8 protein-coding genes are annotated in these 13,421 nt (G+C 58.8%); 6 read left to right on the top strand and 2 right to left on the bottom strand.

Going from position 1 to position 13,421, the window contains the following annotated elements; all coding sequences use genetic code 11:
* The first annotated feature begins 82 nt into the window (after window positions 1–82).
* Window positions 83–1,237, top strand: a complete 1,155-nt coding sequence (locus tag N008_RS00625; protein WP_044012960.1) for a T9SS type A sorting domain-containing protein — start codon at window positions 83–85, stop codon at window positions 1,235–1,237.
* 461 nt (window positions 1,238–1,698) lie between these two features.
* On the opposite strand, the gene N008_RS00620 is transcribed toward N008_RS00625, so the two are convergent.
* On the bottom strand, window positions 1,699–3,327 hold the full coding sequence (locus N008_RS00620; protein WP_044012957.1) for a RagB/SusD family nutrient uptake outer membrane protein: 1,629 nt from the start codon (window positions 3,325–3,327) through the stop codon (window positions 1,699–1,701).
* A 12-nt stretch (window positions 3,328–3,339) separates the two neighbouring features.
* Window positions 3,340–6,348: a SusC/RagA family TonB-linked outer membrane protein gene (locus tag N008_RS00615; RefSeq protein ID WP_044012954.1), complete on the bottom strand. Its 3,009-nt coding sequence runs from the start codon at window positions 6,346–6,348 to the stop codon at window positions 3,340–3,342.
* A gap of 950 nt (window positions 6,349–7,298) precedes the next feature.
* Here N008_RS00615 and N008_RS00610 point away from each other — a divergent pair.
* The 5 genes from N008_RS00610 (at window position 7,299) to trpC (ending at window position 13,350) form a co-directional block, all read left to right on the top strand.
* On the top strand, window positions 7,299–8,720 hold the full coding sequence (locus N008_RS00610) for an alpha/beta hydrolase-fold protein (protein ID WP_156108943.1): 1,422 nt from the start codon (window positions 7,299–7,301) through the stop codon (window positions 8,718–8,720).
* A 357-nt stretch (window positions 8,721–9,077) separates the two neighbouring features.
* Window positions 9,078–10,493, top strand: coding sequence for an anthranilate synthase component I family protein (locus tag N008_RS00605; protein WP_044012951.1), 1,416 nt, complete (start codon window positions 9,078–9,080; stop codon window positions 10,491–10,493).
* A gap of 147 nt (window positions 10,494–10,640) precedes the next feature.
* On the top strand, window positions 10,641–11,207 hold the full coding sequence (locus N008_RS00600) for an anthranilate synthase component II (protein ID WP_044012948.1): 567 nt from the start codon (window positions 10,641–10,643) through the stop codon (window positions 11,205–11,207).
* Window positions 11,208–11,371: 164 nt separating this feature from the next.
* Window positions 11,372–12,364, top strand: a complete 993-nt coding sequence (gene trpD, locus N008_RS00595) for an anthranilate phosphoribosyltransferase (RefSeq protein ID WP_044012946.1) — start codon at window positions 11,372–11,374, stop codon at window positions 12,362–12,364.
* Window positions 12,365–12,537: 173 nt separating this feature from the next.
* Window positions 12,538–13,350: an indole-3-glycerol phosphate synthase TrpC gene (trpC, locus tag N008_RS00590; RefSeq protein WP_044012943.1), complete on the top strand. Its 813-nt coding sequence runs from the start codon at window positions 12,538–12,540 to the stop codon at window positions 13,348–13,350.
* The last annotated feature ends 71 nt before the right edge of the window (window positions 13,351–13,421 follow it).

Raw genomic sequence — 13,421 nt, 5'->3', positions numbered from 1 at the left:
CTGCATCACGGAAACAGCCGATAAGGGTTTCTGCATCGTTCTAATTCTCACTCTTTTCCCCATTTTTTTTCAACCCCATCTCATGAAAAAAATCTTTACCCTCGCAGCTGCTGGAGCACTGGCTGCCACTGCTCTCAACGCGCAGGCACAAATCACGCTTGACGGCGTAATGAACACCGCTGAAATCGGTGCTGCTAACTCGGGCCGCTACGTTTCGCTGGGTGCTTTCACCACGCCTCACCCTGCTGGTTTCGGCGACTGGGGTCTGCTCCGTATGTACGGCGCTAACTCGGCTACCAAACTATATGTAGCTCTGGCCGGCACGCCCGAAGCCAATGGCAACGGTCTGCAGATCTACATGGACTTCCCGAACAAAACGGGCGTAACGTCCGGCACGGCGCTGCCAGCCGTAACGGGGCCGGTAGCTGGTACGGCTACCACCATGTTTGAAGGTGCTGGTATCACGGGCACCAAAATGGACATGGAAGTGGACGCCGCTCTGGCTCTGAAAGGCGAGTCGCTGACTTCGTTCATCCCTCAGGCCGCCGTGTACACCTCCAACACGGCCGGCACGGCTGCTGTACTGGCTACGACCATGGCTGCTACCGGTGCTCCAATCACTATTGCCGGTGCTACCGGTAACTTCGCTATGTTCAACGGTTCGCGCATGGCGTACCGTGGTACTTCGGATGGCAAAATCACCACCAACCCCGGCAATGCCAACGGTGGTGGAGCTGGTTCTTATGGCTGGGAAATCGAGATGGACCGTGCCGCTCTGGGCCTGCCATCGGGCGCCAGCATTGTGCGCCTGTTTGCTGGCTACGTAAGCAACACCGGCTACTGGTCGTCGGACGTTATTCCAGAAATTGCTGGCAACGCTGTTAACCTGGAAAACTCGCCTGACTTCACGCAGGAAACCGGCACCCAGGCTGCTACCCTGAACGTGGTAGTGCTGAGCAACCGCAACGCTGCCGAAGCTGCTGTGGCCATGAGCGTGTTCCCGAACCCATCGTCGAGCAAGGCAACCGTTACCTACCAGGTGCTGAACCGCGCTCAAAACGTAAACGTAACCCTGACCGACCTGACCGGCCGTACCGTACGTGTGCTGAAAAGCGGCGTACAGGCTGCTGGTTTCCAGTCGATCAACCTGAGCACGCAGGACGTAGCTGCCGGCACCTACATGGTGAACGTGAAAGTTGGCGACCTGACCGCTACCCGCAAAGTGGTTCTGCTCTAAGCTTATTGCTTTCTTTGTTTGCAAAAGCCCGCTGCCAAGCAGCGGGCTTTTTTTGTGCAGTATAGATTAGCTCAGGCCACTCAGATATAGAGTGGGCATGCTGGGTGGTACGTCAAAGGCTTTGGTGAGATTAGCCTTGGCAGCCAATTGCATAGCAGGAGCAGGGCACCCAAGACTTTGCTGATTTGTGCCTGGTTGCAGTTCACCACAGCAGGTGGCTCCGACCTCTGACCTGTAGTAGCCCATGAGGTAATCAGCCCTTTGCGAAAGTATTTCTTAGCGTATGTTTTTGTATCTCGCTGATGCTCAGTTGGCTGAAGTGGTTTTTTGGCAGTAAGTGGCCAGGAACAGGCGCTTACTTTCCGCCTGCCAAGCATCACTGAAGAGGGACAGGTGAGCCATAAACAGGCATAAAAAAAGCCTTCCAATTGGAAGGCTTTTTTAAGTTCAGAGCGGATCGGTTAGTACCCTGGATTCTGACGCAGTGTTGGGTTTGCCGTCAGGTCGGCTACTGGGATAGGGAACAACGTGCGGAAGGCAGCTACGTCGCCACCAGCCTGAGGACCTCCCTTAAAGGGCCAGGTGTAAGCCGTGCCGGTGTATTTACCGAAACGGATCAGGTCAGTGCGGCGGTGCGACTCCCAGTACAGTTCGCGCATACGTTCGGCCAAGATGAAGTCCAGGTCGATGCTGGCAACGTCTGAAGTCGGGTTGGCCGTAGTGATTGGGAAGCCGTAGCCGCGACGACGCAGTTGGTTCACATAGCTGAGGGCCGTAGCCTGGCTACCACCACCACCACGCAGAACGGCTTCGGCGTACATCAGGTACACATCAGCCAAGCGGAACAGCGGAATGTCGGTGTCCACAAACTCCTTGGTGGCATCAGTGCCATCAGCACCGGTGGAGGTCTTGTTGGTCCATTTGGTCACAGCCCAACCGTCGCGGAAGGTGGTGAGGCTGGCCATCTCTAGGTTCTGACGCGTGGTGAAGAACATCGCGCGCTTATCAGCCGGAGCAGTAGCCTGCGCAGGCGTGGTCAGGCCAAACGCCAATGGCAGGTTTTTGCGGGCCCGCAAGCCGCCCCAACCCGAGTTTACACCCAGCGCGGCAGGCTGCAACGAGCCACCCGACGAAGCGTGTACCAAGAAAGTGGTGCCGCCATAGCTGCGCGTCCGCAGACCGTCGCAGATGATTGGGAAAATGATTTCCGAGTTAGCCACCCGGTCGTTGTCAGCGCCAAACAGGTCGCTGTAACGGCCAGCCAGCGTGTAGCCCGAACCAATTACTTTGTTGCAATACGTGATGACATCGGCATTGCGAGCCGTACCCGTGTATACCTGAGCGTTCAGGTAAAGGTGAGCCAGCAACGTCTGTGCGGCAGCCTGGCTGGCCCGGCCGTACTCAGCCTGAGCACGGGGCAGCAGCTCCAATTCGATAGCCTTCAACTCAGATTCCACATACGCGAACAGGTCGGCGCGCGAGATCTGGCGGGGCTGAAACTTGCCAGGAGCGTCGGCCTCCGTTACGAACGGCACGTTGCCGAACATATCGAGGGCGTGGTAGTAGCCAAGAGCGCGCAGGAAGCGAGCTTCGTTGCGGTATAGCTTGGCGTTGGTCAGGTCGTTACCGGTGATGCCACGGCCGCTGAGCTTATCGTCGCTCATTTCCCGAATGAACTCATTGGCGAGTGCAATCTGGAAATAAATGCGGTTGTACATCCCGAGCACATAGTTGTTGTTCGAGGTCCAGGTGTTGTCGTTCAGGTTCTGGATAGCACCGTCCGTCCAGGCAATAGCGGCCTCATCGGTGGTAAGCTCCTGCATCTTGAACAACAGGCGGGAGTAAGAGGTAGCCCCTTCGTCGTCGCCTCTAGTATCACTGTCGCCGGTGGTCTTCTGGCCAGTGAGAACCAAGCCACCATAAATTTTGGCCAATACCTGACGCTGAGCGGCAGGATTGGTATATACGGTTTCTGTGTCGAGGCCGTAGAACGGTTCCCGGTCCAGATCCTTCATGCAGGACGTGGAACCCAGGGTAAGCATAGCGGCCAACGTCAACGCTGACAAGCCGCGGGGAGAAAATCTTTTCATGCTACAGGCAGGTTAAAAGTTGACGTTGACACCCAGCGTGAACGTGCGAGGACGTGGGTATACGTTGTTGATGACACCAGGCGAACCACCGTCGAATTTCTCCGGATCGGCCGTATCAAACTTGGTAACTATGAACGCATTCTGAACAGCAGCCGTGACGCGAATGTTCGACGTTTCGCCTAAATCGTAACCGAGCGTGATGTTGTCCATGCGCAGGAACGAAGCGTCCTGAATGAAGTAGTCGGACAGCAGGAAGCTGGTGCCTTCGCCCGTGAAACCGGTTTCGAGGTAGCCTGGCGTCGTGTTGCGCAGGAAGGGGTTGGTTGGCAGGAAAGCGTTGAGGTTGCCGCGGCTAGATTCGATGTTGTTGTAGGCGTAGTTGCCCAGGTAAGCGCGCATGGTGAAGGCCAGGCTAGCACGCTTGAACGTGGCGTTGGAACCCAGGCCCAGGATGGCTTTTGGGTTAGGCGACTTGTAGCGCACCAGATCCTGCTCGTTGATCTGACCGTCGTTGTTCTGGTCAACAAAAGCATTGATGCCACCATTCGGGTTGGTTGGTACAATCGGCTTGTCGTTAGCGTATTTCTGCTGGTACACATAGTAGGTGTTCACTGGGAAACCCACCGTGTTGATAGAAATACGGTTGCCGGTACCGCCATCGATGCCGCTTACACGAAGACCGGTTGGGTTCGGCACGTCCGTGATTTTGTTGCGGTTGAAGGTAGCGTTGGCGTTCAGGCTCCAGTTGAAGTCCGTCGTCTGAGCAACTACCCCAATCAGGCCCAGTTCCAGACCGCGGTTTTCCAGCGAACCTACGTTGGTCAGGAAGCGGTTGGAAAGGTTGGTGCCGGCCGAAGCGTCGGTTTCGTTGAGCAGGTCTTTTGTTTTACGCAGGTATACGTCAACAGTACCCGTCAGGCGGCCATCCACGAAGCCGTAGTCGAGGCCAGCGTTGTAGGTAGTGGTTTCTTCCCACTTAATAGAACGGTCGTAAGCAACCGGGCGGAGCGTGTTCACAAACACACCAGCCACCGGATACTGCACCGTGTTTTCGCCGGGGTTGTAGAACGCCAGCGAAGGGTAGTCGTTACCGAATACTTCCTGCTGACCCGTTACACCGTAACCGGCGCGGAACTTCAGCTCCGACAGGAAGGTGGAATTGGCCAGGAAGTTCTCACCCTTCACGCGCCAGGCCACAGCGGCAGCCGGGAAGAAACCGTCACGGAATTCTTTGGCAAAGCGCGACGAGTTGTCGTTACGCAGGGTGGCGGTGAACAGGTAGCGGTCTTTGAAGTTGTAGTTCAAACGGCCGTAGTACGAGATGAGCGTGTTCTGCGAGCGAACAGGCAGCACAATGTTGGGGCTGGCAGGGGTGCCATCGGCGCGCAGATCAGGCACAGGCGGCGACTTACGCAGGAAGTCCTGGTAAGAGTAGCCACCGAGCAGTTCCAGACGGCCGGCGTTGCCGAGGTCTTTGGAATAGTTCAGGTAAAACTCGAGCAGCTTGTTGTCGCGCTCCTGCGAGTAGAAGTTGCCTACGCCACCCCGGTTGAACTCGGAGGCAGCAATGCCAGCGGGCACGAACGTGGTGCCGTTGCTGCGGGTCAGGTCGTAGCCCAGGTTCAGGTTGGCGCGCAGATCGGGCAGGAAGAACAGCTTGTAGTCCAACTGAATGTTACCGATGGCGCGTTTCACGGTGCTACGGTCGCGGCGCTGCGAAAGGCGGGCCAGCGGGTTGGTAGGAGCGAGGCCTACTACTCCAATAGCGCCAGTGGTAGGGTCCTGAGTGTAGTACTCATTGAAGCCACCGAATGGCGAACCATTCAGGGTTACGGGCTGGGTAGGGTCGAACGATACGGCGCTGCCGATGATGCCGTCTTCTACGAAGCGGTTATCAATCCACGAGCCTTTTACGTTAGCATCAACCTTCAGATTACCACCCAGCAGTACGGGGTTTACACCTACCGACAGCGTATTACGCTTCAGATTGTTGGTTTTGATGATACCATCCGAATTGAGGTGGCCCAACGAAACACGTAGCGGTACGGAACCCAGGCTGCCCGTTACGGCGGCGTTGTAGTCCTGCGTGTACGCGTCGCGCAGAATCACATCCAGCCAGTCGGTGTTAGCCGAGCCCAGGCGCGACTTCTGGTCTTCCGTGCCAACACGGTTGATCAGGGCGCGGAACTCGTCGCCGTTCAGTACTTCTACGCGGCGAGGCGAGGTGGAAAGCGAGAACAGCGAGCTAACATTTACGCCGACTTTTTCGCCGGAGATACCTTTCTTGGTGGTAATCAGGATTACACCGTTGGAAGCACGCGAACCGTAAATGGCGGTAGCCGAAGCGTCTTTCAGGACCGTGAAGGTCTCGATGTCGTTGGGGTTGATCAGGCTCAGGGCGTTCGAGGAACCGCGCAGTTCGGAGTTGTCAATCGGCACACCGTCGATTACGATGAGCGGGTCGTTGGAAGCGTTCAGCGAGGAGCCACCACGGATGCGGATAACGCTGGCAGCACCTGGGGCACCACCGCTGGTCGAAATCTGCACGCCGGCAACCTTACCGTTGATAAGCTGCTCAGGCGAGGTCACCTGACCCTTGACGAAGTCCCGGGAGCTAACCGAGGTAACGGAACCCGTTACATCCTGCTTGCGCACCGTGCCGTAGCCTACTACCACAGCTTCGTTGAGCAGGGTGGTGTTTTCGTTGAGTGTGGTGCTTGGTACCGCCGTGTTCTGGCCGGCAGTCACAGTAACCGGAATGCGGCCGGTGGTGTAGCCTACAAACGAAATAACCAGCGTGCGGGGGCCAGCTGGTACATTCTGAATGGAGTAGGTACCATCCGAGTTGGTAGAGTTGCCGAGCGTAGTGCCCTCGATGATAACCGTAACGCCAGGCAAGCCGGCGCTCTTTTCATCTACGACACGGCCACTCACGGAACCAGTCTGCGCGAAAGCACCAGTAAACCCGGCACAGACGAACAGTAGCAGAAACAAGAGTTTCGCCAGGTAGGGTTGTTTCATGGGAAAAGTATTAGGGGTTGGAATGGGTTTTTCCGGATGTCTCCGGAGTGGGAATTGACAAGGTAGCCGCAACATCCGCCGTGCTAGTTGTGCAGTGAGTAAGTACTGCCTTCCGATGCACTTTCAGAGAGGATTAGCCGCCTCATTACTGTTAAAAAACTTCGCAAGTTAAAGGCGGAAATCCCACATTTACAACGTGCCGGCCAAAGCAAAGAGGTATAATGATAATTGGACTATGGTTGAAAGCGGTTGCTGGCAAACCAAGCAGCAAAAAGACTGTTGAGACAAGATGCTTTTGCTGCGCCTAATATCAGGTGAGTAAGCACATGCTAAAGTGCTGATTTGGTAGCCTAGGCACTCCGCAGTGCTATAATAATCAGGCGATGCAGCTAACGCTCGGTTGCTGTGTTGTGATGCTGTATTGACTTTATATTTAATTGCCTTTACGAGTTGTCAGAGCAAAGTATATTCGTAGTTATGAAGCTTTTGGCCCCTTGGCTGTGGGGGGTACTGCTTATTGTACTGTGGTTTTATAGTGAAAGGGTAGCTGCAAATAAGGGTACTTCCAAAAGAGCGCGCTAATATGGGTGGATTGGTTATTTGTGTCGTCAGTCTCGGAAGTCAATAAAGAATCAATCCTAACGTCTCAAATTTTGTATTGACCGGTCCATTTTTTTGTATATATCCTAGGGGCCTTATGTCGAGTTAGATAGTAGCCAGTTCAGTTTGACACGCCGGTCATTTTCCCGGTTCTGGGTTTGGCAGTTACTTGCTGGCAATCGACTTTGGTGGATGACATGCGTTGGCTGTTTCCCGGAAAAATACAGCTAAAAAATGCGCAAGACAGGGTGCAGGTAGAGTGTCTGGCTGATCAAAACTGCTAAGTCGTATTATTGTCTTTTCTTCGTCGGGCTTGCCTGGTGAGCTAACACTCATTGCCGTTTACCTATATGAAACATGCTTTACTGGCTGCCCTGCTGTGCCTCTGCGGAGGGGCGCAGGCCCAGACTACCCTGCGCCTGACCAGCGTACCTACTGCCACGCCCGCAGCGGCCACGCTATATCTGGCTGGCACCGTCAATAACTGGAGCCCAAGCAGTGCGGCTCATACCTTTAGCCGCAACCCCGACGGCACCTACCAGCTGACGCTGCCGGCTACCGTCACGGGTACCATCGAGTTCAAGTTCACGCGTGGTTCCTGGGCTACGGTGGAAGCCGACGTGCAGTTCAACGACATCGGTAACCGGCGCTACACCATTGGCAGCGGCCCGGCTACCGTCGACCTGCAGGTGGCCGCCTGGAAAGACCAGGGCAGCGGGGGCGGCAGCTGCCAGAGCACGGCCCTGCAGCCCAACGTGCGGGTTATCAGCACCACATTCCAGATGCCGCAGCTGGGCCGCACGCGCCGGGTGTGGGTGTATTTGCCCAACGACTACGCCACGGCCCCGGCCAAGCGCTACCCTGTCCTGTATATGCACGACGGCCAGAACGTGTTCGACGCCTGCACCAGTTTCTCGGGCGAGTGGGGCGTAGACGAAACCCTGAGCCAGCTGCAGCAGCAGGGCCTGGATGCCACCGGCTCTATCGTGGTGGCCGTGGACAACGGTGGCAACGACCGGCTCAATGAAATGTCGCCGTGGAACAACCCGCAGTACGGCGGCGGCCAGGGCGACCAGTACGTGGATTTCATGGCCCAGACGCTCAAGCCCTACATCGACCAGAACTACCGCACCCTCACCGGCCGCGAGTACACGGGCATTGCGGGCAGCAGCATGGGCGGGCTGATTTCCACCTACGCGGCCCTGAAGTATCCGCAGGTGTACAGCAAGGTGGGCGTGTTTTCGCCGGCCTTCTGGTTTGCGCAGGCACCCTTGTTTCAGTACCTGCGCCAGCACCCGGCCAACCCGGCCACGCGGTTCTACTTCGTGAGCGGCACCCAGGAAAGCCAGACGATGGTGCCGCTGATGCAGGCCATGCGCGATTCGCTGGCCCGCGGCGGCGTGCCGGCCGCCAACCTCAGCTTCAACCCCAAAGCTGACGGGCAGCATGCCGAGTGGTTCTGGAAGCGGGAGTTTTCGGCGGCGTATCAGTGGCTAAACGCGCCGGCAGCGCCACTGAGCACGAAAGGCAACACAGCGCATCTGGCCTTCAGCGCCTACCCGATGCCCGCCAAAAACCAGCTGCGCGTGGAGCTGCCCACGGGTTTGCGGGAGGCGCGGCTGGAGGTGCTCGACGCCACCGGCCGGGTGGTGCTGAAAGACAAAGTGCGCTCCGGCGACTCGGTGAACGTGAGCGGCCTGGCCCGCGGCACGTACTTCCTGCGCGTGTCGGGCGGCCACAAATCGGGCACACAGGCTCTTGTGAAGGAGTAGACGCGGTATTGGCCGGTGCCGGGCCCAAACGGCTGGCAGCGGGTTAACAGATTGGGGGCAGTTGGCCGCTGCTGGTGGAAAGATTTCAATGGCCTGCCGAATATTTTGCTTGCGCGCTAACGAACCTCAAGTACCTTTGTGGCGTTCAAGCCCCTGATTACTCTCTGAACCATGATTTTTTCGACGACGCAGCAAGCCTGGTGGTGGCCCTACGGAAATTCCGGACGGGACAACCTGTGCGTGCGTTAGAATCGAATTCTTTTCTTCGCAACGACTCTACAGAAAGCCCGGCCGCCCGCCGGGCTTTTTTTGTTGCCCGGTGCTGGCTCACCTCTACCACCACAACCAGCCCCGCTCATGCAAACCTACCAGCTCACCACCCGCCACCTGCGCGTTCTGGCCGACACCGTAACGCCCGTGAGCCTCTACCTGCGCCTGCGCGACCGGTACGACAACTGCCTGCTGCTGGAAAGCTCTGACTACCACGGCCAACAGAATGCATTCAGCTACCTCGCCTTCGACCCGCTGGCCCGCTTTGAGCTGCGCGGCCGGGAGCTGACCCTCACGCTGCCCGACGATACCACCGAAACCGAGACGCTGGACTCGCCCCGCGCGGCTCTGGCCCGCCTGCAGGCCTTTGCGGCCAGCTTCCAGACCGAAGATACCGGCCACGATTTCATTACGGGCGGGCTGTTCGGGTATCTGGGCTACGAGGCGGTGCAGGCCTTTGAGGACCTCACGCTCAACCCCGACAAGCAACCCGCCGGCCAGATTCCGGATATCCTGTACGGCACTTACCGCTACGTCATTGCCATCAACCACTTCCGCAATGAGCTGTACGTGTTCGAGCACACGCTGCAGGGCCAGGAGGTGGACGAGGACGGGCTGACGAAGCTGGTGAACCTGATCCGCAACCCCTCGCTGCCGGATTTCAAGTTCCGGACGGAAGGGGAGGAGCAGACCAACCAGACCGACGAGGAGTTCCTCAAGGTGCTGGCGCAGGGCCAGCAGCACTGCCTGCGGGGCGATGTGTTTCAGATTGTGCTGTCGCGCCGCTTTCAGCAAGGCTTTTCGGGCGATGAGTTCAATGTGTACCGGGCGCTGCGCTCCATCAACCCCTCGCCCTACCTGTTCTATTTCGATTACGGCTCCTTCAAGATTTTCGGGTCGTCGCCGGAGGCGCAGGTGCGCATTCAGGGCCGCGAGGCCAGCCTGTTCCCGATTGCGGGTACCTTCCGCCGCACTGGCCACGACGCCGAGGACGCCGCCCTGGCCCAGAAGCTGGCCGACGACCCCAAGGAAAACGCCGAGCACGTGATGCTGGTGGACCTGGCCCGCAACGACCTGGCCCGCCACGGCGACAACGTGCGGGTGAAAACCTTCCGCGAAATCCAGTTCTACTCGCACGTGATTCACCTGGTGAGCGAGGTGAATGCCACCCTGGCTGCCGGCACCAACTCCCTGCAGGTGGTGGCCGATACATTCCCGGCCGGCACGCTCTCGGGCGCGCCCAAGCACCGCGCCATGCAGCTTATTGATAGCCTGGAACCGACTGCCCGCGGCTACTACGGCGGCGCCATCGGCCACCTCGGCTTCAACGGCGACTTCAACCACGCCATCATGATCCGCTCCTTCCTGAGCACCACCAATCAACTCTACTTCCAGGCTGGCGCCGGCGTGGTAGCCGCCTCCGACATCAATTCCGAACTCAACGAAGTGCACCACAAGCTGGCCGCCCTGCGCAAGGCGCTGCAGGCCGCAGAAGCTATTTAAGTAGTGATGACGGTCATGCTGAGCTTGTCGAAGCATCTCTACCGCTTCGTTGCAACAGTAGTTGATTAGTCAGAGGTAGAGATGCTTCGGCTACGGCTGCGCCTTCGCTCAGCATGACGTTTATAATAGATACTCAGGACCACCCCAATGAACATCCTCGTTCTCGACAACTACGACTCCTTTACCTACAACCTCGTGCAGGTGCTGCGGGAGCTGGGGCATACCAGCAACGTAACCGTGATTCGTAACGACAAGCTGGCCGTGGACGACGTGGCCGCCTACGACGCGGTGCTGCTGTCGCCCGGCCCCGGCGTGCCTTCGGAAGCAGGCCTGATGCCCGAAATCATCCGCCGCTACGCGCCTACCAAACGGATTCTGGGCGTGTGCCTAGGCCACCAGGGCCTAGCCGAGAGCTTCGGCGGGGAGCTGTACAACCTGCCCCAGGTGCTCCACGGCCTAGCCACCGACGCCCACCTCACCGCCGCCGACAAGCTGTTCGGGGGCCTGCCCGACACCTTTAAAGTAGGCCGCTACCACAGCTGGAGCGTGCGCCCCGAGAGCGTGCCCGCCGAGCTGGAAGTCACCGCCCTCGATGCCGACGGTCAGGTACTGGCCTTCCGCCACCGGGAGTATGATGTGCGTGGCGTGCAGTTCCACCCCGAATCTATCCTCACCGAGCACGGCCACCAGATGCTGCGCAACTGGCTGAGCTGAACAGGCTGAATGTAGAGACGCAATATTTTGCGTCTCGTCGTTGAACGACAATAGTAGCGCGGAGCTAACAACATCAGCACGCAGGGAGACGCAAAATATTGCGTCTCTACCTCCGACAATTACCCACCCAATTCCCCCAAACCCGCCTTCGTGGCGGTCTGATTGTGAAACAGATTCTGAATAAACTATTCGACCAGCAGCTGCTGACTCACCCTGAGGCGCTGGAAGCCATGTTGCGCATTGGACAGGGCGAGGCCAACGCGGCGGAAATGGCGGCCTTCATGAGCGTCTACCGGATGCGGCCTATTTCGGTACCGGAGCTGGCGGGCTTCCGCGAGGCCCTGCTGAGCCTCAGTCGCGACCCGGAGCTGGGCACCCGCGACACGGTGGACATTGTGGGCACCGGCGGCGACGGCAAGGACACGCTCAATATCAGCACGCTGGCCTGTTTTGTGGTGGCTGGGGCCGGCTACAAGGTCACTAAGCATGGCAACATTGGGGTGTCGTCGGTGTGCGGGTCTTCGGATGTGCTGCAGCAGCTGGGCGTGGAGTTTGGGGTGGGCAACGACGTGCTGCAGCGGCAGCTGGAGCGGGCCGGCATCTGCTTTCTGCACGCGCCGGCCTTCCACCCAGCCATGCGCCACGCCGGGCCGGTGCGCCGGGAGCTGGGCGTGCGCACGTTCTTCAACATTCTGGGCCCGCTGGTGAACCCCGCGCGGCCGAAGTTTCAGGTGGCGGGCACCTTCAGCCTGGAGCTGCTGCGCCTCTACCACTACCTGCTCCAGCAAACCGACACCCGCTACGCCGTGGTGCACGCCCTGGATGGCTATGATGAACTCTCGCTGACGGCCGCCGCCAAGCTGGCCACACCTGAGGGCGAGCGGGTGGTATCGGCCGCCGACCTGGGCCTGACCCTGAACCAGCCCGAGGAGCTGGCCGGCGGCCGCACCGCCGCCGAATCGGCCGCCATCTTTGTGGATGTGCTGGAAGGCCGCGCCACCCGTGCCCAGCGCGACGTGGTAACGGCCAACGCGGCCCTGGCCATCGGCTGCCTGGAACCCACCTTCAGCTTCGCCGACAGCCTGGCCGCCGCCCGCGAGTCGCTCGACTCCGGCCGCGCCCGCCAGGCGCTACGGGAGTTGGTGGCGGCTATCTGACCCCAATAAACAGGTCCTGTCATCCTGAGCGGAGCGAAGGACCTTATCAAATCAGAACGACCCTTGTTGTTATGCTTCGTGCTGACTGCATAAGGTCCTTCGCTCCGCTCAGGATGACACACGATTTTCGAAACAGCTATCAGTCAACAACTAATAGCTAACAGCTCAAAAAAATGACCATTCTCGATACCATCATTGCCCACAAGCGCCAGGAAGTAGCCACCCGCCAGAGCCTGGTGCCGGTGAAATTGCTGGAGCAAAGCTTCTACATGCCGGCCCAGCCGCTAAGCCTGCGCCGCTACCTGCTGCGCGACGATTTGAGCGGCATCATCGCCGAGTTCAAGCGCAAGTCACCCAGCAAGGGCATCATCAACGCCCACGCGCCGGTGGAGCGCACCACGCTGGGCTATATGCAGGCTGGCGCTTCGGCGCTGTCGGTGCTGACGGATACGGAGTTTTTCGGCGGCAAGAACGAGGACCTGACCACGGCCCGGCGCTTTAATTTCTGCCCCATCCTGCGCAAGGATTTCGTGGTGGACGAGTACCAGATCATCGAAGCCAAGAGCCTCGGGGCCGACGCCGTACTGCTGATTGCGGCCGTGCTCAGCGGCGAGGAAGTGCTGCGCCTGGGCCGCCTGGCCAAAAGTCTGGGGATGGAAGTGCTGCTGGAAATCCACAACGCCGAGGAACTCGATAAAACCCTGCACCCCGACGCCGTGAGCCTGGTGGGCGTGAACAACCGCAACCTGCACGACTTCTCGGTCAGCCTCGATACGTCCGGCGAGCTGGCCCAGCGCATTCCCGACGAGTACGTGAAGGTGACCGAAAGCGGCCTGAGCACCGCCGCCGACATCGAAGCCCTGCGCGCCGTGGGCTACCGCGGCTTTCTGATGGGCGAAACCTTCATGCGCCACTCCCGCCCCGAAAAAGCCTGCGCCGCCCTGGTGCAGCAGCTCCGCGCTACGGAGGCGGTGACGTTGCTGTAAGAGCCAGAACGAAGAAACAGAACGTCATTCCGAGCGAAGGCGCAGCCGAAGCCGAGGAATCTCGCCAGAGG

Source organism: Hymenobacter sp. APR13 (genome assembly GCF_000737515.1).
In the GTDB taxonomy this organism is placed as follows: Bacteria; Bacteroidota; Bacteroidia; order Cytophagales; family Hymenobacteraceae; genus Hymenobacter.
The sequence above is the reverse complement of the archived record's forward strand: the minus strand, read 5'-3'. Positions and strand labels throughout refer to the sequence as shown.